Origin of the sequence: Pantoea sp. Tr-811 (assembly GCF_011752535.1) — a bacterium.
Classification (GTDB): Bacteria; Pseudomonadota; Gammaproteobacteria; order Pseudomonadales; family Pseudomonadaceae; genus Aquipseudomonas.
Genome location: NZ_VWXJ01000006.1, coordinates 108251 through 130886 on the forward strand (window position 1 = coordinate 108251; position 22636 = coordinate 130886).

At 64.0% G+C, this 22636-nt stretch carries 21 protein-coding genes and 2 pseudogenes; 6 read left to right on the forward strand and 17 right to left on the reverse strand.

Translation table 11 applies throughout. The annotated features are described in order from the left end of the window. Positions 1-49: 49 nt before the first annotated feature. From F3J44_RS11260 to F3J44_RS11270, 3 genes are all read right to left on the reverse strand, one after another. Positions 50-760: a YebC/PmpR family DNA-binding transcriptional regulator gene (locus tag F3J44_RS11260; RefSeq protein ID WP_167272372.1), complete on the reverse strand. Its 711-nt coding sequence runs from the start codon at positions 758-760 to the stop codon at positions 50-52. A gap of 95 nt (positions 761-855) precedes the next feature. Continuing rightward, positions 856-2247: an FAD-dependent oxidoreductase gene (locus F3J44_RS11265; RefSeq protein ID WP_167272374.1), complete on the reverse strand. Its 1392-nt coding sequence runs from the start codon at positions 2245-2247 to the stop codon at positions 856-858. Between the two features lie 14 nt (positions 2248-2261). Next, entirely contained in the window at positions 2262-3578 is a 1317-nt protein-coding gene (locus tag F3J44_RS11270; protein ID WP_167272377.1) for an MFS transporter, read from the reverse strand. A 244-nt stretch (positions 3579-3822) separates the two neighbouring features. Here F3J44_RS11270 and F3J44_RS11275 point away from each other — a divergent pair, with 244 nt between their 5' ends. Beyond that, a complete protein-coding gene (locus tag F3J44_RS11275; RefSeq protein WP_167272379.1) occupies positions 3823-4692 on the forward strand; it encodes a LysR substrate-binding domain-containing protein in 870 nt (289 codons plus the stop codon). Between the two features lie 92 nt (positions 4693-4784). Here the strand turns inward: F3J44_RS11275 and tam are convergent, their stop codons facing one another. From tam to F3J44_RS11295, 5 genes and pseudogenes are all read right to left on the reverse strand, one after another. After that, entirely contained in the window at positions 4785-5561 is a 777-nt protein-coding gene (gene tam / locus F3J44_RS11280; RefSeq protein ID WP_167272380.1) for a trans-aconitate 2-methyltransferase, read from the reverse strand. Between the two features lie 87 nt (positions 5562-5648). Then, positions 5649-6707, reverse strand: a pseudogene (locus F3J44_RS11285) (TonB-dependent siderophore receptor); the annotation flags it as partial. Between the two features lie 68 nt (positions 6708-6775). Further along, positions 6776-7012: pseudogene (locus F3J44_RS30350) on the reverse strand (hypothetical protein); the annotation flags it as partial. Positions 7013-7118: 106 nt separating this feature from the next. Continuing rightward, a complete protein-coding gene (locus F3J44_RS11290; protein ID WP_167272381.1) occupies positions 7119-7619 on the reverse strand; it encodes a FecR domain-containing protein in 501 nt (166 codons plus the stop codon). Then, positions 7510-8061 (reverse strand): RNA polymerase sigma factor, encoded by a 552-nt coding sequence (locus F3J44_RS11295; protein WP_240158326.1) that lies wholly within the window; start codon positions 8059-8061, stop codon positions 7510-7512. Before F3J44_RS11295 ends, F3J44_RS11290 begins: the two co-directional genes overlap by 110 nt. A 118-nt stretch (positions 8062-8179) precedes the next feature. Here F3J44_RS11295 and F3J44_RS11300 point away from each other — a divergent pair, with 118 nt between their 5' ends. Continuing rightward, positions 8180-8347 (forward strand): hypothetical protein, encoded by a 168-nt coding sequence (locus tag F3J44_RS11300; RefSeq protein ID WP_205299832.1) that lies wholly within the window; start codon positions 8180-8182, stop codon positions 8345-8347. A 3-nt stretch (positions 8348-8350) separates the two neighbouring features. Here the strand turns inward: F3J44_RS11300 and F3J44_RS11305 are convergent, their stop codons facing one another. Beyond that, on the reverse strand, positions 8351-9763 hold the full coding sequence (locus F3J44_RS11305; protein WP_167065023.1) for an amino acid permease: 1413 nt from the start codon (positions 9761-9763) through the stop codon (positions 8351-8353). A 327-nt stretch (positions 9764-10090) separates the two neighbouring features. Between F3J44_RS11305 and F3J44_RS11310 the strand changes: the two genes are divergently transcribed. Further along, positions 10091-11515: a PLP-dependent aminotransferase family protein gene (locus tag F3J44_RS11310; RefSeq protein ID WP_167272383.1), complete on the forward strand. Its 1425-nt coding sequence runs from the start codon at positions 10091-10093 to the stop codon at positions 11513-11515. A gap of 289 nt (positions 11516-11804) precedes the next feature. On the opposite strand, the gene F3J44_RS11315 is transcribed toward F3J44_RS11310, so the two are convergent. Next, positions 11805-13025 carry a Zn-dependent hydrolase gene (locus tag F3J44_RS11315; protein ID WP_167272384.1) on the reverse strand — a complete coding sequence of 407 codons (1221 nt, stop codon included), beginning with the start codon at positions 13023-13025 and terminating at the stop codon, positions 11805-11807. 30 nt (positions 13026-13055) lie between these two features. Continuing rightward, on the reverse strand, positions 13056-14360 hold the full coding sequence (locus F3J44_RS11320) for an MFS transporter (RefSeq protein ID WP_167065032.1): 1305 nt from the start codon (positions 14358-14360) through the stop codon (positions 13056-13058). Between the two features lie 274 nt (positions 14361-14634). Between F3J44_RS11320 and F3J44_RS11325 the strand changes: the two genes are divergently transcribed. Then, positions 14635-15543 (forward strand): LysR family transcriptional regulator, encoded by a 909-nt coding sequence (locus F3J44_RS11325; protein WP_167065035.1) that lies wholly within the window; start codon positions 14635-14637, stop codon positions 15541-15543. A 77-nt stretch (positions 15544-15620) separates the two neighbouring features. Here the strand turns inward: F3J44_RS11325 and F3J44_RS11330 are convergent, their stop codons facing one another. Next, positions 15621-15866 (reverse strand): type II toxin-antitoxin system Phd/YefM family antitoxin, encoded by a 246-nt coding sequence (locus tag F3J44_RS11330; protein WP_167065041.1) that lies wholly within the window; start codon positions 15864-15866, stop codon positions 15621-15623. Between the two features lie 169 nt (positions 15867-16035). On the opposite strand from F3J44_RS11330, the gene F3J44_RS30355 reads away from it, so the two are divergent. Together F3J44_RS30355 and F3J44_RS11340 are read left to right on the forward strand one after the other, a co-directional pair. After that, positions 16036-16578, forward strand: a complete 543-nt coding sequence (locus F3J44_RS30355; protein WP_167272385.1) for a WYL domain-containing protein — start codon at positions 16036-16038, stop codon at positions 16576-16578. Between the two features lie 77 nt (positions 16579-16655). Beyond that, positions 16656-17303 (forward strand): YceH family protein, encoded by a 648-nt coding sequence (locus tag F3J44_RS11340; protein WP_167272386.1) that lies wholly within the window; start codon positions 16656-16658, stop codon positions 17301-17303. 5 nt (positions 17304-17308) lie between these two features. Here F3J44_RS11340 and F3J44_RS11345 read toward each other — a convergent pair whose 3' ends face one another. The 5 genes from F3J44_RS11345 to galU all read right to left on the reverse strand — a co-directional run bounded on the left by F3J44_RS11345 (position 17309) and on the right by galU (position 22476). After that, positions 17309-17497, reverse strand: coding sequence for a hypothetical protein (locus F3J44_RS11345; RefSeq protein ID WP_167065049.1), 189 nt, complete (start codon positions 17495-17497; stop codon positions 17309-17311). Between the two features lie 153 nt (positions 17498-17650). Then, on the reverse strand, positions 17651-19213 hold the full coding sequence (ahpF, locus tag F3J44_RS11350; RefSeq protein WP_167272388.1) for an alkyl hydroperoxide reductase subunit F: 1563 nt from the start codon (positions 19211-19213) through the stop codon (positions 17651-17653). A 125-nt stretch (positions 19214-19338) separates the two neighbouring features. After that, a complete protein-coding gene (ahpC, locus tag F3J44_RS11355) occupies positions 19339-19902 on the reverse strand; it encodes an alkyl hydroperoxide reductase subunit C (protein WP_054884952.1) in 564 nt (187 codons plus the stop codon). 198 nt (positions 19903-20100) lie between these two features. Continuing rightward, entirely contained in the window at positions 20101-21456 is a 1356-nt protein-coding gene (gene gorA / locus F3J44_RS11360) for a glutathione-disulfide reductase (RefSeq protein WP_167272390.1), read from the reverse strand. A 180-nt stretch (positions 21457-21636) separates the two neighbouring features. Further along, positions 21637-22476: a UTP--glucose-1-phosphate uridylyltransferase GalU gene (gene galU, locus F3J44_RS11365; protein ID WP_167065058.1), complete on the reverse strand. Its 840-nt coding sequence runs from the start codon at positions 22474-22476 to the stop codon at positions 21637-21639. Positions 22477-22636: the final 160 nt, after the last annotated feature.

Consider the following 22636-nt stretch of genomic DNA (forward strand, 5'->3'; position numbering starts at 1 on the left):
GGTAGGAGCGACCGCCAGGTCGCGATGGGCCGCAAAGCGGCCCCAACGATTAAGCGGTCAGCCCAACGTAGACGTTCTGCACGTCATCGTTCTCGTCAATCGCTTCCAGGAACGCTTCCACCTCAGCCAGCGCTTCAGCACTGAGGCTGGCCGCACTCACCGGGTTCTTCGGGGTATAGCCGATCTTCGCCGAAGTCACGGTGAAGCCATGCTCCGGCAGCGCCTTCTGCACCGCGTCCAGGTCGGTGGTGTCGGTGATGAACAGGGTCGAACCCTCTTCTTCACCCTCTTCGAAGTCCTGGGCACCGGCTTCGATGGCGGCCATTTCCGGGTCGGCATCGCCTTCGGCGGTGGCTTCGATCATGCCAACGTGGTTGAAGTCCCAGGCCACCGAGCCGCTGGCACCGAGCTGGCCCTTGCGGAACAGCACGCGGATCTGCGCCACGGTGCGGTTGACGTTGTCGGTCAGGCACTCGACGATCAGCGGCACCTGGTGCGGGGCAAAGCCCTCGTAGCTCACCGCCGAGTACTGCACGGCGTCGCCGTCGAGGCCGGCACCCTTGCGGATGGCGCGCTCCAGCGTCTCGCGGGTCATCGAGGCCTTCTTGGCCTGGACGATGGCCAGGCGCAGGCGCGGGTTCATCTCCGGGTCGGCGCCCGAGCGGGCTGCGATCTGGATTTCCTTGGACAGCTTGCCCATGATCTTGCCCTTGGCATTGGCAGCTGTTTCTCTATGTTTGGCTTTCCACTGTGCGCCCATGTCGACTCTCTTTGTTTCAGCGGCCAGTTCAGGAAGCGACCGGCCAAAAGTGGGAGCAGTTTATACGCCCTCGGGCAGCGGATCGACAAGTAATCTCACGCTTTGTCGGCCTTGCCGGCAGCAGCGGCAAAACGCGCCAAGCCCACATCCAGCCGGCGCGGCCGCACACCGCGGTCTTCGGCGCGCTCCTTGCGGCGGATGGCATTGCGCACCATCAGCGAGCCCAGGTAGCGAATGGGCTCTGGCGGGAACAGCCCCAACGGCCCCTTGACCAGGGGTGAGCGGGTCCATGGGTTGTCCATGCCCAGCGCCAGCGACGAGAGAATCTGCCCGCCCATGTGGCAGGGCCCTACCCCGCTGCCAGAGTAGCCGAAGCCATAGAACACGTTGCCCTGCCCGTCCAGCTTGCCGAAAAACGGCAGCCCGGTCACCGACCGGTCCGACGGGCCGTTCCAGCTGGCCGCCAGCGGCACCTGGGCCAGGGCCGGGAAGAACTCGCCCAGGCGTTCGCGCAACAGCGGCCGGTACGGCGACGGCTGGTCGAACACCGGCAACATGCGCCCGCCGTAGGCGAAGGTATTACCGCCCTTGCCCAGCATCAGCCGGCCGTCGGAGGTGTTGTGGTAGTAGTGCACGAAAATCCGTGAATCGAGCACGCTTACGCCGGTATCCAGGCCGATCTCGCGCAGTAACGCCGGGCACGGCTCGGTGATGACCATGTCGCTGGAGACAATCGCCACACTGCGCTCGAACTGTGGGAATGCCCGGGCCATCCAGGCGTTGAGGCCCAGCACCACCCGGTCGGCACGCACGCTGCCATGGGGCGTGCGCACCTGCACCGGCGCGCCGTGTTCAAGGCCGGTCATGGCCGTGCCTTCATGGATGCGCACCCCGCGCTGCAAGGCTACCCGGCGCAGGCCGCGCACCAGCTTGCCCGGTTGCACGGTAGCGGCGGCCGGCGAGAACCAGCCTTCCAGGTGGCGCGCCGAACCTGCCAGGCGCTGCACCTGGCCCAGCGGCAGGCGCTCGAAGGAATTGATGCCCTTTTGCTGCAACGCGGCAATCACCGCATCGGTGCTGCCCACCTGGGCCTGGTTGGTGGCGGTGTACAGGGTGCCGTCCAGGCGGTAGTCGCAGTCGATGCCATTGGCCGCGCAGAACGCCCCGATGGCCCCGATGCTGCGCTCGGACTCACGCACCAGGCGCACCGCTTCGGCCACCCCGAACAGGCGTTCGAGGGTGAAATACTTGGCCGACCAGGACAACGCACAGCCGCCATTGCGGCCACTGGCACCGGCACCGCAGATATCGGCCTCGATCAGCAGCACGTCCAGCGCTGGCACCGCCTCCTTGAGCATCAGCGCCGTCCACAGCCCGGTGTAGCCACCGCCGACGATGCACACGTCGCAGCGGGCATCGCCTTGCAGTGGCGGGCACAGTGCGTCCTGCTCCGAATCCAGGGCCTGTTGCAGCCAAAAGGGTCTCATTCGCTTGCTTTCCTTCAGGTACGCAGTGGCTTGATCGCCATGCTGGTGTTGGGGGCCACGTCATTGGCCTGGGGCGCGTGCGCCGGGCGGCTGTTCCAGTGCGGCAGCAGCACCAGGGCCGAGAACAGCGCGCAACCGGCGAACACCAGGAACACCGTGACGCTGTCGAAGTACCCCGGCAGCAGGCCGCCGAGCACCGCCCCCACCGAGCCGCAGCCGTTGACGAAGCCGGCTGCCGTGGCGCCGGCCTTGGCCGTGCCGAAGTCGATCGCCGCCGCGCCGCTGATCATCGAGTCTGGCCCGTACAGGGTCAGGCCCATGACGAACAACAGGGCCACCACCAGCACGATGCTGCCGCTGTGCATCGCCGCCATGAACGCCGCCAGGGTCACGGTCAGCAGCACCAGGCTGATCACACAGGCCGGCATGCGCCGGGCGCCGAACAGTTTGTCCGAGGCCAGGCCGATGATGATCGGGCCAAGCAGGCCGGCCAGTTCGAACGCGGTGGGGATGATCGCCGCGCCCACCTTGCCCACCAACGGCATCTGCTCGAACACGATCACCGGGCCCCACAGCAGGATGGCGTAGCGCGCAGGCTTGAGCAGGAAGTACGCCATGCCCAGGGTGAGCACCGTGCGGTTGCGCAGGATCTCGCGCAGCGGCGCCCACACGCTGCACAGGTTGCCGGCCGGGGCCATGCTCTGGGGTTCCGGCTCCACCGCCGGCAGGCCGACATCTTCGGGTTTGTTGCGCTGCAGGAGGAAGAACAGCACGGCCACCGCGGCCACCACCGCGGCACTGGAGAAGAACGCCGCATGCCAGGTACCGACCAGGGTGTAGGCCCACCAGCCGGCGAACGGCGAGGCGACCAAGCCGCCAAAGGCGTAGCACGAACTCCACAGCCCCAGCACCCGCCCACGCTGGGAGGCGGGGAAGAAGCTGCCGATGTTCTTGCACAACCCAGCCCAGCCGGTGGATTGCGCCAGGCCCTGGATCAGCATGCAGGTGGCGAAGATCGGGAAGGTGGCGTAGCTGCCCATCACCACGGCGGCGACAGCGGAAATCAACAGCCCGCCCAGCACCACCACACGCGGACCGAAGCGGTCGGCGAGCATGCCCCAGGTGAACTGGCCCACGGCATAGGCGGCCAGGTAGATGCCGTCAAGGTTGGCCATGGCGGCTTTGTCGAGCATGAAGGTGGGGTCTTCGGCGATGCCGAGCTTGGCCACCGAGAAGGCCTTGCGGGTGAAGTAGAAGGCGGCGTAGGCCAGCCAGGTAATCGCGAAAATCTGGATGCGCCAGCGTTTGAACGCGGCTAGGGATTGGTTCATGTGACTCTGACCTCTTGCTCATGTGTGCCGGCAGATTGTGAAAAAACGCCTGTCTTGTTGTTGTGTTGCGCACTGCATGACGGGGCTCGTCATCTGGTCAGATGGCGCCGGTGTGCGGGCCATGGCCCGGCCGCTGCTTGTGGCGGCGGCCGTGGGTTGAAAGGTATGGAAACAGTTGCTGACTGATAAATAAAATCGATTTATCGTATTTCACACATAAGCTCAGCTTGTTATTGGAGTGGTCATGTCGGTGTCCCACGCTCAACTCAAGGCATTCCACGCGGTGGCCGTGCACGGCAGCTTCACCCGCGCTGCGCAGAAGCTGTTTCTTACCCAACCTGCGGTGTCCGACCAGGTGCGCAAGCTGGAGGAGCGCTTCGGCGTGCTGCTGTTTCACCGCAACAAGCGGTCGGTGCAACTGACCGACCTGGGCGAACGCCTGCTGGGCATCAGCCAGCGCCTGTTCGCCTGTGAAGCCGAGGCCCACGACCTGCTGCAGGATTCCAGCGCCCTGCACACCGGCAGCCTGGTGCTGGCGGTGGATGCCCCGGTGCACGTGCTGCCGCAGATCGCCCGCTTCTGCCAGCGCTACCCGGGCATCCAGGTAAAGGTTGAAACCGGCAACACCGACGAATCATTGGCCCGGCTGTTCAGCTACCAGGCCGACCTGGCGCTGTTGGGGCGGGATGTGGATGACGAGCGGCTGCACTGCGTGCCACTGCGCCGCGACCCGATGGTGGCGTTTGTCTCGCACAACCACCCGTGGGCCAGCCGTGGCGCGATCAGCCTGGCCGACCTGGATGACACGCCGCTGGTGCTGCGCGAGCCGGGGTCGGTGACGCGCCAGACGCTGGAGGAAGAGATGCAGCGGGCCGGGCTGCGGATTCGCCCAGCGATTCAGGTGGAAGGCCGGGAGGCGGCGCGGGAAGCGGTGGTGGTGGGGATTGGCGTGGGGGTGGTGTCGGCGGCCGAGTTCGGCGCCGATGCGCGGGTGTGCGCGTTGCCCATCATCGATTGCCAGCGGCACCTGACCGAAACCCTGGTGTGCCTGAGCGAGCAGCGTTCGCGGCGGGTGGTGGCGACCTTTTTGCAGATGGTGCAGGAAACGTTTTAGCGCCTGTGCCGGCCCATTCGCGGGGCAAGCCCGCTAGCGCGCCCTTGTAGGAGCGGGCTTGCCCCGCGAATGGGCCCGCACAGGCAAACGACTCAACGCGTAGCAATCACGAACAACCGCGGAAACGGCAGCAACACCTTGCCATCGGTGGCCGCCGGGTAATCCTGCTGCATGGCCTGCAGGTACATCTGCAGGAAGCTTTGCTGATCCTCGGCATCCAACTTGGCCAGGTAAGGCCGCAACGCCGACCCCTTGAACCACTCCACCACCGCCTCGGCGCCGCCGGCCAGCGGGTGGTGGTAGGTGGTGCGCCACACATCCACCCGCGCACACAGTGGGCTGAGCAGGTCGTAGTAGAACGCCGCGTTATGCCGCGGCGGCAACTGGAACCCGGCGAATTTTTCCGCCCAGGGCCCACGGCTGGCAATGTCGCGCAATTGTCGGTGGGCTGGCTCGTCCAGGTTGTCCGGAGTCTGCACGGCCAGGCTGCCGCCCTCGCTGAGCTGGCGCACCAGGTGCGGGTACAGCGAGCCGTGGTCAGGCACCCACTGCAGCGAGGCGTTGGCCAGGATCAGGTCTTGCGGCTCGGCGGCCGACCAGTCGCTGATGTCGGCGATCTCGCAGCGCACCCGCGGAATGTGCAGGCGCTTGCGATCACGGGCCTTGTCGATCATGTCCTTGTCGCTGTCCAGCGCCGTTACCTGGGCGTCCGGGCAGCGCTGCAGCAGCACTTCGGTGGAATTGCCCGGGCCACAGCCCAGGTCGGTGGCGTGGCGCACCGGGCGTGGCGGCACGGCGGCGAGCAGGTCGCGCACGGCGCGGGTGCGTTCATCTTCAAACAGCGAATACTGGGTGGCGGACCAGGCCATGGGCGGCTCCTGTTGACGGACGATGGCTTGAGCATAAGCCACTTGGGCCTCTTCGCGGGCATGCCGCGAAGAATTCCTGCCCTGCCCTTAGAAGTCCCAGCGGGTGGTCACCATGACATTGCGCGGGTCGCCGTAGTATCCGCTGTAGAACGTGGTATCCAACGCGCTCAGGTACTTCTTGTCGAACAGGTTGTTGACGTTGAGCGTGGTCGACAGCTGCTCGTTGAACTGGTAGCGCGCCATCAGGTTGAACACCGCGAACTGGCCCTGGGTGGCCTTGACCGTCTTGCCCTGGTCCGCGGGGGTTGCGGTGAAGTGAATCCCGCTCTGCCAGTTCATGCCACCGCCTACGGTCAGCGGCTCCAGCGCCCCTGGCAGGCGGTACGTGGTCCACAGCTTGACCATGTTGGCTGGAAACACGCTGTTGACCCGCTCGCCGTCGGCGTCCTTGGTGATGCTGTGGTTGTAACTGGCGCTGAGGTTCCAGCCCGGTTGCAACTCGCCCGAGGCTTCGACCTCGAAGCCGCGGGTGGTGGCACCGGAAATGGCACGGTAGGCAGAGGTGGTGGTGCCGGGCACGACCTTGCCGGGGTCGACTTCGGCAAGGTTGTCCTGCTTGATTTCAAAGGCGGCGATGCTGGTGTTCAGGCGCCCGCCAAAGTATTCGCTTTTCAGGCCAACCTCGTAGTTGTCGCCTTCGCGTGGGTCGAGGGTGCTGCCGCTGGCGTCGCGGACCGTCTGTGGCTTGAAGATGCTGGTATAGCTGGCGTACAGCGAATGCACGTCATCCAGGTCGTAGACGATGCCGGCGTAGGGGGTGATGACGCCACTGTCGCGGTTGGCGGTGACCTTGTTCAGGGCCGGGTTGACCACGTACTCCAAGTCGTACCGATAGCGGTAGTTACTGACCCGGGTGCCGAGGATCAGCGACAGGTTGTCGGTGGGCCGCAAGCGCGTCGCCAGGTAGGCGCCGCTCTGGTAAATGCTGGTATCGCCGTCGTACAGCTTGCCGACCCCGGTATTGGGTTCACTGGAGTAGTTGTCCCAGGTGTAGAAGTTGACGCGGTTGCCTTCGATCGAGGTGCCGCGCAGCGGGTCGTGGTGGTTCTGGTAGCGGGAGAAGTTATAGCCCAGCACCAGTTCATGCTCGCGGCCGAGCCCACCAGGTAACCCTCGCCCGCGCGCTGGGCGCTGAGCCCGCTGCCGGCCAGTAAGTGCAGCAACGCCTGCTCGACCGTCATCTGGCCTTGCACCGCCCTGGCCTGCTGGCGTTCGGCGGTGTCGGTGGCGAACAGGATGCGGCTGCCGGTCTGGCGCGCCAGTTCGTTCAGTGAGCGGTCCAGGCGCTGCGCCGGAATGTCCACGGCGAATGTGGCTTCCTGCGCCTGCGCCGCCACGCTGGCCATCAGGCAGCTGGCCAGCACGGCCAGCGGTGAAAACGAGTTACCCATACGATCCCCATCTCAACGATTCAAGTGACTTCATGGAGATGGCGGTTGGCCCGTTGGCAAAGTTGATGTCGCTTTGAAAATAATCTTCGACGGCGCGTGCGGGCGGTCAATCCTTGCGCCCGATGGTCAGCCCGCCCTCGGCGCCACGCACCACGTTCACCGGCAGCACTGCCGGCAAGCGCTCCAGCAGCGCCGGCACCTGCCGGCTGTCGAACTCGCCCGACAAGCGCAGTTCGCCCGTGCGTGCGTCAGCCAAGTGCAGGGGCTGTTCGCTGTAGCGCTGCAGGTCGACGATGGCCTCACGCAGCGGTGTGCCGTCGAAGCGCAGCAGGGCGGCAGGCCAGGCTTCCAGCGCCTCGCGTGGCACCGACTGCACGGCGCCCAGGCCGCTGGCCGAGGCCAGCATCTGCTGGCCTGCGCGCAGTGGTTGCACAGGGCCGTGACCGTTGCCGACCTCGACCGCGCCTTCCAGCACGCCGACCTGCACACCGCGCACGTCACTGCGCACATCGAATACCGTGCCAATATCCCGCACCGCTACACCTTGGCTGCGGACGATGAATGGCTTGGCACCGTGCACCACGTTGAATCGCGCCTGGCCGTTCACCAGCTCGATCTGGTTCGCTGGCGATTTCACGCTGGGCCATGCCGTGAATGCGGTGCAGCAGGAATACCTGGCGCTGGCGCGCCGGCAACGCTTCGATTATCGCCAGCAACGCCAGCAACTGCTGTTCGAAGTCCAGTGCCTGCGCGCCGTCCCAGCTGTCCAGGGCCGGTTCGTCGCTGCTGGCGGCAGCCAAATGGGCAGCGCGCAGCGATTCGGCACGCACCCGGTCGATGGCGCGGTTGAAGGTCACCTTGCGCAGAAAGGCCAGGGGCAGCGACACCCGCTCACGCGGTGGCTTGTCGAGAATCTGCAGGTACACGTCGTGGACCAGGTCGCGGGCGAAGTGGCGGTCGCGAAAGCGCAGGCGGATGTAGCTGACCAGGTCGTCGTAGTGCAACGCCAGCGCGTCAAGCAGGGCCTTGTTGTGCGGTGGGTTGCTCATGACGTTCCAGGCTGTCAATTGATAATGCTTCGCATTGTAAAGTGAGCCGTCGGCATTTGGCCATACGCCACTGAACCGCTGGCCTAAGCTACAGGTCATCCCCTGTATGCGCATACCGATGAAACTGTCCCTGGCCGTTGCCATCGCGGCCCTGATCGCCGCCGCCGCCCTGCTCGGCTCGCCCTGGATGAACCAGCGCTTTCACATGCCCGTGGAAAAATCCCAGGCCCAACAACGCGAAACGGCCGGGTCCCCAAGGGAGCCGGCCGCTTCCAACAGCGAGTAACGCTTAGTGCTGCTGCTTGCCCATGCGGATCTGGTGCACCACACCCATGGCCACCACGATGGCCGCGGCGATACCGGTGGAAATCACCAGGATCTGGTAGTCAGGCATGAAGGCCATGGTTACCAGGGCGGCGATGATGAAGCCGATCACCAGGTAGGTCAGCCATGGGAACAGCCACATCTGCAGGCGCACTTCCTTGCCTTCGGCGATCAGCTTGCGGCGCATGCGCAGCTGCGAGAAGGCGATCACCAGGTACACCAGCAGGGCGATCATGCCGGTGGTGTTCATCAGGGTTTCCAGCACGTCTTTCGGGCGCAGGGTTTCGCTGAAGTTGATCAGCGCGCACACCACGGCCACGGCGCAGGAACCGATGATCGCGTACACCGGTACGCCGGTGCCGGCGCGGGTGATCTTGAAGAACGACGGCGCGTCGCCACGCTGGGCCAGGGAGAACAGCATGCGCGAAGCGGTGTAGTGGCCGGAGATCAGGCAGCTGCTCACCGAGGTCAACACCACGAAGTTCATCAGCAGCTCGGCGTGCGGCACACCCAGCAGTTCCAGGGTGCGGCGGTAGGCGCCGTAGCCGGATACGCCCAGTTGCGGGTCGTTCCACGGCACCAGGCAGACGATCAGGAAGATCGAGCCCACGTAGAACAGGCACACACGCCATACCACCGAGTTGGTGGCCTTGACGATCTGGGTGGCCGGGTCTTTCGCTTCGGAAGCGGCAATGGTGACGATTTCAGCGCCGAGGAAGGCGAACATCACCCCAAGCAGCGCACCGATCACCGTGGTGATGCCATTGGGCATGAAGCCCTCGGCGGTCAGGTGGGTAATACCACGCACTTCACCGAACTGCCAGACGTTCATCACCGCGGCGGTACACACCACCAGGAAGCAGACGATCGCCACCACCTTGATCAGTGCGAACCAGAATTCGAACTCGCCGTAGTGCTTGACGTTGAAGAAGTTGACGGTGATCAGCAGCAAGGTCGTGGCCAGCACGAACACGTTGACGCTCACGTCGGGGAAGAAGCCGTGCAGAATCTTGCCGGCCACATAGGCTTCCCAGGCCATCAGGATGACCCAGTACCACCAGTACAGCCAACCGATGGTGAAACCGGCCCAACGGCCGATGGCGCGGTCGGCGTAGGTGGAGAACGAGCCGGTGTCGGGCGAAGAGGTCGCCATTTCACCGAGCATGCGCATGATCAGGACCACCAGGATGCCGCCGGCCAGGTAGGCCAGGACCGCAGCCGGGCCGGCGCTGTGGATTACGCTGCCGGAGCCGACGAACAAGGCGCCGCCGATAACCCCGGCGATCGACATCATCGTCAGGTGGCGCGACTTGAGCGAGGCACTGAGCTTGCTCTCGTGCCCGCTTTTCGCGGTGGTGGTTGTGGATGTTGCGTCCATCAGTTGTGTACCCCGTGCTTCTTTTTATCCAAGGAAAACTGTGAAGCCGCGATGGTCCTCGGCCTCACCTGTACATCAGTGCTAATGCGGGCAGGATGGTGTGCAAAAAACACACGCAGGCCTTCCGTGGCGGCCTGCTGACGCGCCCCAGGGTTGGCACCTGGAACGAACTGAACATGCTTTATGTGGCGATATCTGACACCTAATGTAAAAATGTCCGACGTAGAGAGCCATGCACAGTGGCATGAATCTCGCACTGCACTGTACAGGCCGCCGATGCAATACACCCCGCTGGCGCTTGGCGTTACGCACTCCTGAAGGCCCCGAATGCTTGAATTACATCCAGACTCCTCAACGCCGTTGGTCAATCAGATCATCGACGGCCTGCGCGAGCTGATCGACAACCAAACCCTCAAGCCCGGCGCCAAGGTTCCGTCCATTCGCGCCTTCGCCGCGACCTATTCGGTGAGCACCTTCACCGTGGTCGAGGCCTACGACCGCCTGGTCGCCCAAGGCCTGCTGGTGAGCAAGGGAAATGCGGGGTTCTTCGTCAATCGTGCAGCGAACGAGCTACTGGATAGCCAGAGCGGCGAAGCTGAGACGGGGCGCCCGACGTTCAACTCCGAGTGGTACCTGCAGCAGATTTTCGAAATCCGCCAACTGCCGTTCAAGCCCGGCTGCGGCTGGCTGCCCAACGACTGGATGTACGAGGACGGGCTGCGCCGCGGCCTGCGCCAGGTGGCCGGCAGCCCGCTGGAATTGTCCGGCTATGGCGACCCGATGGGCCTGCCGGAGCTGCGCGCGCTGACGGCGCAGAACCTGCAGCAGGAGCTGTCGATCGTGGCCAACCCGGCGCAGCTGATGCTGACCCACGGCGCCAGCCAGGCACTGGACCTGGCGGTACGCACCTTGGTGCGCCCAGGCGACGTGGTGCTGGTGGACGACCCGGGCTACCCGAACCTGATGAGCATTCTGCGCACCCAGGGCGCGACGCTGATCGGCGTGCCGCGCACGCCAAATGGTTACGACCTCAACCACCTGGAGCAGCTGCTGGCGCACCACCGCCCCACGGCGTTCTTCACCCAGCCGCACCTGCACAGCCCAACCTGCTCGCGCACCCCGCTGCCACAGCTGCACCGCCTGTTGCAGCTGGCCAGCCAGCACGGTTTCCGCCTGGTGGAGAACAACCTGTACGCCGACATGGTGGCCGAGCCACAGCCGTGCCTGGCCAGCCTCGACCACTTGCAGCAGGTGGTGTACGTGGGCAGTTACTCGAAAAGCATTTCGCCCAATGTGCGGGTCGGTTACCTGCTGGCCAACCCGGAGCTGATGCAAAAGCTGCTGCACCTGAAGATGCGCTCGGGCCTGACCACCTCGCAGGTGATGGAGCGCGTGGTTTATGCGGCGATCATCGACGGGCGCTGGCGCAAGCACCTCAAGCGCCTGCGCCAGCGCCTGGCCGAGGCGCACCAGGAAGTGGGCCGGCATTTGCACCGGCTGGGCTTCGAGCTGTTCATCGAGTCGGATGAAGGCATGTACATCTGGACCCGCCACCCGGCCATTCCCGACAGCGCGGCGCTGCTGGACGACGCGCTGGAGAAAGGCATCATGCTCGGGCCTGGGCAATTGTTCATGGTGGATGCCAAGGCAACCGGGTGGATGCGCTTCAACGTGGCGTTCAGCACGGACCCGGCGATGTGGGAGTTGTTGGAGAAGGTATTGGTCAAGCATGTGCGCCGGGGTGGGATTTAGGGGGGTCGCCATGGCATCTGCGGCGCCTGTGAAACCCAGCGCCGCCCGCGCGGCGCTTCGCGAGCTATGCTCGCTCCTACGTTTGTTTCGGGCCAGTGGATCCTGGGAAATTTGCGCGCGAACGCTTTGGCGCATGTCGCGCTATCGCGTCGTACCAACAAGGCGGTCGCGCGCGTCTGCCACAGGCGTTACTGGCCCGAAACAAACGTAGGAGCGAGCGCAGCTCGCGAAGCGCCGCGCGGGCGGCGCTCGGTCTAGAAGGCGCTACACATCTACCGGCGAAAAGCGCTCACTCAGCACGCGCCAATACGGCATTGAGCAGCACATCCACGCCCTGCCGAGCATCCTCAGGCAGCACATCCTCAGCCTCGTTGTGGCTCAGCCCACCCACGCAAGGAATGAACACCATCGCCGTCGGGCAGTAACGCGCCAGCAAGATGGCGTCGTGGCCGGCGCCGCTGACGATGGGCTGCTGGGCATAACCCAGCCCGTCCACCGCCTGCTGCACAGCCGCCACGCAGTCGGCATCGAACGGCGTGGCCGGGCTCACCCAGTGGCGCTCGATGCGTACCTGCAGGCCGCGCTGCTCAGCGATGGCTTGCAGGTTCGAGGTAAGGTCGCGCTCCATGGCTTCGATGGCTTCGTCGCGGTGATGGCGCAGGTCGACGGTAAAGCGCAGCACGCCGGGAATGGTGTTGCGCGACGACTTGGCAATCGACAGCTCGCCCACGGTGGTCAGGCCCTGTGGGGCAAAGTCCGCCGCCAGTTGCTCGACCGCCTGGATCATCTGCGCCGCGCCGTACAAGGCATCCTTGCGCAGCGGCATCGGCGTGGTGCCAGCGTGGGCCGCCATGCCTTCAACCGTTACGTCCAGCCAACGAATGGCCTGCCCGCCACTGACCACGCCAATGGCCTTGGCGTTGTCTTCAAGGATCGGGCCTTGCTCGATATGGGCCTCGAAATAGGCATCCACCGCACCGCCCAAGGGGCGCTGGCCAGCATAGCCCGCGCGCTGCAGTTCATCGGCCACGCTGATGCCGTCGGCATCGCGAATGGCCAGGGCCTGGTCCAGCGCCAGGGTGCCGGTGAACACCGCCGAGCCGAACATGGCCGGGGTGAAACGGGCCCCCTCCTCGTTGGTCCATACGGCGATTTCCAGCGGCTTGCGGGTCTGGATGTTCAGGTCGTTGAGGCGGCGCACCACCTCAAGGCCGGCCAGCACGCCGTATACACCATCGAACCGGCCGCCTTCAGGCTGGGTGTCCAGGTGGCTGCCCATCATCACCGGGGCGGCGCCAGGGTCGCTGCCGGCTCGGCGGGCGAACAGGTTGCCAATGGCGTCCACGCTCAGGGTCAGGCCGGCTTCGCGGCACCAGTGGCTGAACAGCTCGCGGCCAGCCTTGTCCTCGTCGCTCAGGGCCAGCCGGCAGCTGCCGCCGCGGGCGGTGGCGCCGACTTCGGCCATGGCCATCAGGCTCGCCCACAGGCGCTCGCCATTGCTTTTCAACATATGCGGATACTCCAGAATCATGCGGATGGGTCAGGCCAGTTCCAGGTGCTGGCTACGGGCGTAATGGCGCGAAAGGGCAAGCACGCACACCAGCGAAACAGTGGCAATCAGGGTGTAGAACACCGCCATCGGCCACCACTGGCCGGTGAAGGTGTGGGCCAGCCACGTGCCGATCAGCGGGGTGAGCCCGCCGGCGATGGCGCCGCACACCTGGTAAGCCATGGAAATGGCGGTGTAGCGCACCCGGGTGTCGAACATGCCGCTGACGTAACCTGCGATCACTGCGTAGAACGAGGCCATGCAGGCGGCGGCCAGGGCGATGCCAAGCACGATCAGCGGGCCTTCGGCAGAGCTCACCAGCACGAACATCGGGTAAGGCGAGGCCATGGCCAGCAACGCGACCAAGGCCAGGAAGCGGGTGGCACCGAGTTTTTCCGACAGCCAGGCGGCCAGCGGCTGCACACAGAACTGAATGATCGCCACGAAGAACAGGCATTCAAGAATCAGCGAGCGCTCCAGGTGCAACTGCTGGGTGGTGTAGCTGATCATGAAGGTGTTGGTGAAATAGACCCCGGCAATGCCCAGGGTATTGGCGCCGATGCACAGCAGCAGCGGGCGCCAGGCGGTGCGCAGCACCTCCAGCACCGGCGCCTGCTCCTTGCGCTTGGCCTTGGCCGCCTGCTCGCGGCTGGCGATGAATTCCGGCGACTCATTCACCCCCAGGCGAATGGCCAGGCCTACCAGCAGCAACAGGGCGCTGGCCAGGAACGGTACGCGCCAGCCCCAGCTCATCAAGGCCTCCTCGGGCAGGCGGGTAACCGCGCCAAAGGCCAGCAGCGAGAGTATCAGCCCAGCAGGGCTGCCCAGCTGGGCGAACGAGGCGAAGAAGTTGCGCCGGCCCTTGGGCGCATGTTCGCCGGCCATCAGCACCGCCCCGCCCCACTCGCCCCCTACTGCAATGCCCTGGACCACGCGCAGGACGATCAGCAGCACCGGCGCCAGGGCGCCGATTTGCCCGTAGGTTGGCAGCAGGCCGATACACACGGTGACAATGCCCATCATCAGCAAGGTGATCACCAGCGATTTCTTGCGGCCGATGCGGTCGCCCACATGGCCGAACACGATGCCGCCCAAGGGCCGCGCGAAAAAGCCCACGGCGAAGGTGGCAAATGCGGCCATGGTGCTGAACAGGCTGTTGTCGGACGGGAAGAACAAGGCGCCGAACACCAGGGCAGCGGCGGTGGCGTAGATGTAGAAGTCGTACCATTCGATCATGGTACCGATGAACGCGGCGGCGGCGGCACGGCGCGGCTGGGGCGAAGCGGAGGGCTGCATGGGGGCTCCTTTGCTTGTTTTTCTGGCAGGAGTTGAAGGTCACGGTGGCGCTCTGGCGGCGCGTGGCCTGTTGCCTGGGCGTTGGCTGCTTCGCGGGGCAAGCCCGCTCCTACAAGGACCGCATCGCCTCTGTAGGAGCGGGCTTGCCCCGCGAAGCAGCCAACACCACTGCAGCAGGCCTCAATGCCTGCGATTTATCGTCCCGGGGCTATGATTAGTCAATTTTCTATTTATTATTCAGACTATTAACCCTGCTTATCATCGAGCCTGCCCCATGCCCGAACGCCTGCTCAACGACCGCCTGGACTGGAACCTGCTGCGCACCTTCCGGGTGATCGGCCAGGAATTGTCCATCAGCCGCGCCGCTGCCCGCTTGCACCTCACCCAGCCAGCCGTGAGCCAGGCACTCAAGCGCCTGGAAGAGCAGCTAGGGCGCCAGCTGATCGCCCGCCGCGGCCCACGCTTCGTACTCACCGACATGGGCGAGCAACTGTTCCTGCTGGCGGGCGAGGTGTACGGGCAGATGTCGCAGATCGGCGGCCTGCTGGAACAACCGGCCGACGAGCTGGTGGGCAAGGTGCGCCTGCTGATGATCAGCCGCATCGTCTGCGAGCGGTTCGACGACTTCCTGGCCAGCTTTCACCGCCTGCACCCCCGGGTGGATGTGGAAATCGACGTGATGCGCAGCTCCGACATCGTTGCAGCCTTGCAGGAAAAAACCGCCACGGCCGGGCTGAGCCTGAACCGCCGGCCCCAGCCCCGGCTGGAACAGCGCCTGTTCCTGCGCCAGCGCTATGCGTTTTTCTGCGGCAAGCACCACGCCTTGTTTGGCCAGGCCCAGGGCGATCTGCAGCGGGAAAACTTCGTCAGTTTCGCCAGTGACCAGATTGGCGGCATGCTCTCGCCCCTGACCATTTTCCGCGATCAACAAGGATTTTCAGGAAGGATCGTCGCGTCTTCACCGAGCCTTGAAGAAGTGCGCCGGCTGGTGATCGCCGGGTTCGGCATCGGCTGCCTGCCAGAACACGTCGTGGCGCCAGACGTGGCAGCGGGGCTGCTGTGGAAGCTGCCGCCGGCGGAGGGGTTCGCCGATGTGGACATCCACCTGCTGTGGAACCGGGAGCAACGGCTGAGCCGGGCTGAAGAGGTGTTTATCGAGGCGTTGCAGGCCAGTTTGGACTGAGAAGGCACTACGTAAATTCACGCACCGTATGCCCAAGCTTCTTTCATTCCTTCAACGCAGATGGAAGAAATTCGAGCTTATAAGTCATCCAGATTCACCGGAACGCCTTGTTCACCCGCACGCGCCTTGGCCAATTCGCTCAATTCCAAATCATCAAGTCGCTCCATCATTGCCTCATACAACTCGGCAGGCACCATGTAGCCCATCACGCGATTGTGGTTCAACACCGCAACGGGCATGCCTGCCGCATCAGACATCACGGCTGTTGGGTTCTTCTTGAGCTCCGACACGCTCACAGTTACATCAGCGAAGATGTTCTGCATGATCACACCCCTCAATTAAGACCGATATTTTGGTCTTTTTTAAGACCGTTAACAACCGTCGATCTCTCAAAACTTGGATCCGCCCCCCTAAAGGAGTATGCTCAGATGTATAGCCATGTGCCATCATTCGTGGCGCTATGATATCGCCTGTTGTACAAGGACGACGCCCGTGCCTAGCCATCCGACCCGCCATACCATCGCCCGCCAATGGCAATTGCTCAAGCTCCTGCCCGACCGCCACCCGGGGATGAGTTCGACGCAGCTGCAGGCCGCGTTGTCGCTGTCAGGGCACAAGACCAGCAAGCGCACGGTCGAGCGCGACCTCAATGAACTGGCGACCTTGTTCCCGCTGCATTGCAACAGCAAGGGCATGCCCTACGGCTGGTACTGGCAACCGGGCCTGAGCCTGGACCAGGCCCAGCAGTTGCAACCCGACGTCCTTTCGCCTTCGCAATGGATCGAACTGCGTGCCTGGGTCGACGATGGCCTGGCCCGGCGCCTGGAAGACCAGCCCCTGTCCGAAGACATGCACTTGGCCCCCCACGACAACGGCGGCTCGATGCTGGCGGCCACGGTGGAGGACAGCCGCGCACTGATGGGCTGGCTGTTGTCCCAGGCGGGGTCCATTCGGGTGAAGGCGCCGGAAACCTTGCGCATGTCGATGGTCGAGCAACTGCGTCAGAGCCTGGCGCTGAACGACGACGGTTTCTGAGCCGGCACAGGGCACGATTGCTTAAGCCTGGCGCTTTACCTACGCTAGGGGCCTTTCCTCAGCCATGAGACAGGGCCATGTCAGAACACCAAACCGCAGGCGAAGGCCGCTTCAACAGCACTGAAATCCGCATTCTCGGTGCTCTGATTGAAAAGCAGGCCACCAGCCCGGAAAGCTACCCACTGACCCTCAACGCCCTGGTGCTGGCCTGTAACCAGAAGACCAGCCGGGAACCGGTGATGAACCTCACCCAGGGCCAGGTTGGCCAAGCGCTGCGCGCCCTGGAAAGCCAGGACATGACCCGCCTGCAGATGGGCAGCCGGGCCGACCGCTGGGAGCAGCGGGTGGACAAGGCCCTGGAGCTGGTGCCGGCACAGCTGGTACTGATGGGCCTGATGTTCCTGCGCGGCCCGCAAACCCTCAACGAGCTGCTGACGCGCAGCAACCGCCTGCACGAATTCGATGACACCGAGCAGATCCAGCACCAGCTGGAGCGGCTGATTTCGCGCGACCTGGCCTTGCACCTGCCGCGCCAGGCCGGGCAACGCGAGGACCGTTACACCCATGCACTGGGCGACCCGGCGGAAATCGAAGCGATTCTGGCAGCCCGCCAGCAGGAAGGCACGACCCGCAGCGCAGGCGGCAGTGTTTCGGAGGAGCGGATCGAAGCGCTTGAAGCGCGGATTGCGGCACTGGAAGCCCGCCTGGCCGAGCTGGAGGGCTGAGCCGCTTAGGGTTCAGGCTTGGGGAAATTGCGGCAACTCTTGCGCTCGGCCAACTCCCGGTCACTGGGGCGCTGGTCGACGAACACGGTGCGGCCGTCGGCGTAGATTTCCAGGTAGCCCCAGTGCAGGTCCTGCTCCTGCTGCCCGGGTTTGGGAGGGACTAGCCACCAGGGTTCGCGGCTGATCAGGGTCATGGTGAGATTCCTGAGGGTGTCTGCCGTAAGCATAGACACCCTCGGGATTTGCTTTGGCAGTGCCGGCCCTTTCGCGGGGCAAGCCCGCTCCTACAGGTAATCCTCAGATCGCCTGTAGGAGCGGGCTTGCCCCGCGAAGAGGCCAGCCCAGGCTTACGCCGGTGCCGAGGTGCGGATCAGGTGGTCGAATGCCGCCAGCGAAGCCTTGGCGCCCTCACCCACCGCAATCACGATCTGCTTGTACGGCACGGTGGTCACGTCACCCGCAGCGAACACGCCCGGTAGGCTGGTCTGGCCCTTGGCATCGACGATGATTTCGCCACGTGGCGACAGCTCGACGGTGCCCTTGAGCCAATCAGTGTTCGGCAGCAGGCCGATCTGCACGAAGATGCCTTCCAGAGCCAGGTCATGCACCTGCTCGGTGTTGCGGTCCTTGTAGCGCAGGCCGGTGACCTTCTCGCCATCGCCCACCACCTCGGTGGTCAGCGCGCTGGTGATGACCTTGACGTTCGCCAGGCTGTGCAGCTTGCGCTGCAGCACCGCGTCGGCGCGCAGTTGACTGTCGAACTCGATCAGCGTCACCTGGGCGACGATACCGGCCAGGTCGATGGCCGCTTCCACGCCGGAGTTGCCGCCACCAATCACCGCCACGCGCTTGCCCTTGAACAGCGGGCCGTCACAGTGCGGGCAGTAGGCCACGCCACGGGCGCGGTATTGTTGCTCGCCCGGCACGTTCATCTCGCGCCAGCGGGCACCGGTGGCCAGGATCACGGTCTTGGCCTTGAGCGAGGCGCCGCTGGCCAGGCGCACTTCGTGCAGGCCGCCATCGGTTGCCGGGATCAACGCTTCGCCGCGCTGCAGGTTCATGATGTCCACGTCGTACTGCTTGACGTGTTCTTCCAGCGCCGTGGCCAGTTTCGGCCCTTCGGTTTCCTGCACCGAGATGAAGTTCTCGATGGCCAGGGTGTCGAGCACCTGGCCGCCGAAACGCTCGGCGGCAACGCCAGTGCGGATGCCTTTACGGGCGGCGTAGATGGCCGCTGCAGCGCCGGCGGGGCCGCCGCCAACCACCAGCACGTCGAAGGCGTCCTTGGCGTTGATCTTCTCGGCCTGGCGACTACCGGCATTGGTGTCGATCTTGCCGAGGATTTCCTCCAGGCCCATGCGGCCCTGGCCGAACAGTTCACCGTTGAGGTAGATGCTCGGCACCGCCATGATCTTGCGCGATTCCACTTCGTCCTGGAACAGCGCGCCGTCAATGGCCACGTGGCGCACATTGGGATTGAGCACGGCCATCAGGTTCAGCGCCTGAACCACGTCCGGGCAGTTCTGGCAGGACAGCGAGAAGTAGGTTTCAAAGGTGAATTCACCTTCCAGGGCCTGGATCTGCTCGATCACCTCGGTGCTGGCCTTCGATGGGTGGCCGCCGACTTGCAACAGCGCCAGTACCAGCGAGGTGAATTCGTGGCCCATGGGGATGCCGGCGAAGCGCAGGCTAATGTCGGCACCCGGGCGGTTCAGCGAGAACGAAGGGCGACGGGCGTCGGTGCCGTCCGCGCTGAAGGTAATAAGGTTCGACAGGCCGGCGATTTCCACCAGCAGGTCGTGCAATTCGCGGGACTTCGCGCCGTCGTCGAGGGAGGCAACGATCTCGATCGGCTGGGTGACCCGCTCCAGGTAGGTTTTCAGTTGCGATTTAAGCGTGGCGTCCAACATACGGGCGATTCCTTTTTCAAAACTCGGATACAAAAACGCCCAGGCGAGGTCGCCCGGGCGCTTTTACGGGGCGGTAGGTACTTCAGCTTTGGCGGCTGTCCACCGCCCGCGGGGTGCGCATCGGCTTAGATCTTGCCGACCAGGTCCAGCGATGGCGCGAGGGTCGCTTCGCCTTCTTTCCACTTGGCTGGGCACACTTCGCCTGGGTGAGCGGCAACGTACTGGGCAGCTTTCACTTTACGCAGCAGCTCGGCAGCATCGCGGCCTACACCACCGTCGTTCAGTTCAACTATTTTGATCTGGCCTTCCGGGTTGATCACGAAGGTACCGCGATCGGCCAGGCCGGCTTCTTCGATCAGCACGTCGAAGTTGCGCGAGATGACGTGGGTCGGGTCACCGATCAGTGGGTACTGGATCTTGCCGATGGTTTCCGAGGTGTCGTGCCAGGCTTTGTGGGTGAAGTGGGTGTCGGTGGACACGCCGTAGATTTCCACGCCCAGTTTCTGGAATTCGGCGTAGTTGTCGGCGAGGTCACCCAGTTCGGTCGGGCAGACGAAGGTGAAGTCGGCTGGGTAGAAGAACACGACGGACCACTTGCCTTTCAGGTCGGCTTCGCTGACCTGCACGAACTCGCCCTTGTGGTAGGCAGTGGCGTTGAACGGTTTGACCTGGCTGTTGATGATTGGCATGAGAGACGCTCCTTCATGGGGTTGGAATCAGTTGATGGAGAGAATCCTAACCGCTGCTCCCGACAAAGGCTCATTGGCAAAGCTCATGCTGGTGATTGGTTTTGGCTATAACCGGCGATAATTAATAGAAGGGAATGGGCTGAGCAAAGGATTGCGGGCTGGCAACGCGCCGGTTGGCGCGCTGTCAGCCCGAAAAGATCAGCGGGTGGCGGTGCGCATGGTGACGAATTCTTCGGCGGCCGTGGGGTGCACGCCGATGGTTTCGTCGAACTGCTGCTTGGTGGCACCAGCCTTCAAGGCCACGCCCAGGCCCTGGATGATCTCGCCGGCATCCGGCCCGACCATGTGGCACCCCAGCACCTTGTCGGTTTCGGCATCGACCACCAGCTTCATCAGGGTTTTTTCCTGAATGTCGGTGAGGGTCAGCTTCATGGCGCGGAAGCGGCTTTCGAAGACCTGCACCTTGTGCCCAGCTTCCAGCGCCTGCTCTTCGGTCAGGCCCACGGTGCCGATCGGCGGCTGGCTGAACACGGCGGTCGGGATGTTCTGGTAGTCCACCGGGCGGTACTGCTCGGGCTTGAACAGGCGCCGCGCCACGGCCATGCCCTCGGCCAGGGCCACCGGGGTGAGCTGGACACGGCCAATCACATCACCGATGGCCAGCACCGAAGGGGCAGTGGTCTGGTATTGGTCGTCGACGCGGATATAGCCACGCGCGTCCAGCTCCACGCCGGTGTTCTCCAGGCCCAGGTTGTCGAGCATCGGCCGCCGGCCAGTGGCGTAGAACACGCAATCGGCCAACAGTTCGCGGCCATCCTTGAGGGTGGCCTTCAAGGTGCCATCTTCAAGCTTGTCGATGCGCTGGATATCGGCGTTGAATTGCAGGTTCAGGCCGCGTTTTTCCAGTTCTTCCTTGAGGTGGGTGCGCACCGAGCCGTCAAAGCCGCGCAGGAACAGGTCGCCGCGGTACAGCAAGGTGGTATCGGCGCCCAGGCCCTGGAAGATGCCCGCGAACTCGACGGCGATATAACCGCCCCCGACCACCAGCACCCGGCGTGGCAGGTCCTTGAGGTAGAAGGCCTCGTTGGAGGTGATCGCCAGTTCCTTGCCCGGGATGTCCGGAACCTGCGGCCAGCCGCCGGTGGCGATGAGGATATGCTCGGCGCTGTAGCGCTGGCCGTGCACTTCCACTTCGTTGGCGCCAGTGATGCGCGCATGGCCTTGCAGCAAGGTCACGCCGCTGTTCACCAGCAAGTTGCGGTAGATGCCGTTGAGGCGTTCGATCTCGCGGTTCTTGTTGGCAATCAGCGTGCCCCAGTCGAAGTGGCCTTCTTCCAGGGTCCAGCCGAAGCCGGCAGCTTGTTCCAGTTCGTCGGCAACGTGGGCGCCGTACACCAGCAGTTTTTTCGGCACGCAGCCAACGTTGACACAGGTGCCGCCCAGGTAGCGGCTTTCGGCCACTGCCACTTTCGCATCGAAGCCTGCAGCGAAGCGCGCCGCGCGCACGCCGCCGGAACCGGCGCCAATCACGAACAGATCAAAATCGTAGGCCATGTATTCAGTCTCCTTGGCAGGCGCCCAGCATAACGCACTGGGGCCGCTTTGCGCCCCTTCGCGGGGCAAGCCCGCTCCTACAGGTTGTGTGCAAATCTTGGGATTTGCACCGGCCGTGTAGGAGCGGGCTTGCCCCGCGAAGGGCCGCAAAGCGGCCCCAGCCATCAGCAACAGCGTGAATCAGTAAGCCTTGCCAGCCTTGTAGAAGTGCTCGAAGCAGAAGTTGGTCGCTTCGATGTAGCCTTCAGCGCCACCGCAGTCGAAACGCTTGCCCTTGAACTTGTAGGCAATCACGTTGCCTTCAGCGGCCTGCTTCATCAGCGCGTCGGTGATCTGGATCTCGCCACCCTTGCCCGGCTCGGTTTGTTCGATCTTCTCGAAGATGTCCGGGGTCAGGATGTAACGGCCGATGATCGCCAGGTTCGACGGTGCGTCTTCAGGCTTGGGCTTCTCGACCATGGCGTCGACACGGAAGATGCCGTCCTTGATCTCTTCACCGGCGATAACGCCGTACTTGTTGGTTTCCTGCGGGTCGACTTCCTGGATGGCGACGATCGAGCAGCGGTACTTCTTGTACAGCGCAACCATTTGCGCGAGCACGCCGTCGCCGTCGAGGTTGACGCACAGGTCATCGGCCAGCACCACAGCGAACGGTTCGTCACCGATCAGTGGGCGGCCGGTCAGAATCGCGTGGCCCAGGCCTTTCATTTCGGTCTGACGGGTGTAGGAGAACGAGCACTCGTCGAGCAGGCGGCGGATACCGACCAGGTATTTTTCCTTGTCGGTGCCTTTGATCTGGGTTTCCAGCTCGTAGCTGATGTCGAAGTGGTCTTCCAGGGCGCGCTTGCCGCGGCCGGTGACGATGGAAATCTCGTTCAGGCCGGCATCCAGTGCCTCTTCAACGCCATACTGGATCAGCGGCTTGTTGACCACCGGCAGCATTTCCTTGGGCATGGCTTTGGTAGCAGGCAGGAAGCGCGTGCCGTAGCCGGCTGCGGGGAACAAGCATTTCTTGATCATAAACATCCTTAAACAAAGGCGAGGCCTGTGGAATTCGGCGCAGTCTAATCAGGCGGCATGCAGCTTACAATGCCCTGCCTGTGGCGACCGCTGCCATCATAGAGAAATCTCAGTGTAGATAGTTCCAAACCGTTCGTGAAAATCACGTCATCCGGCCCCT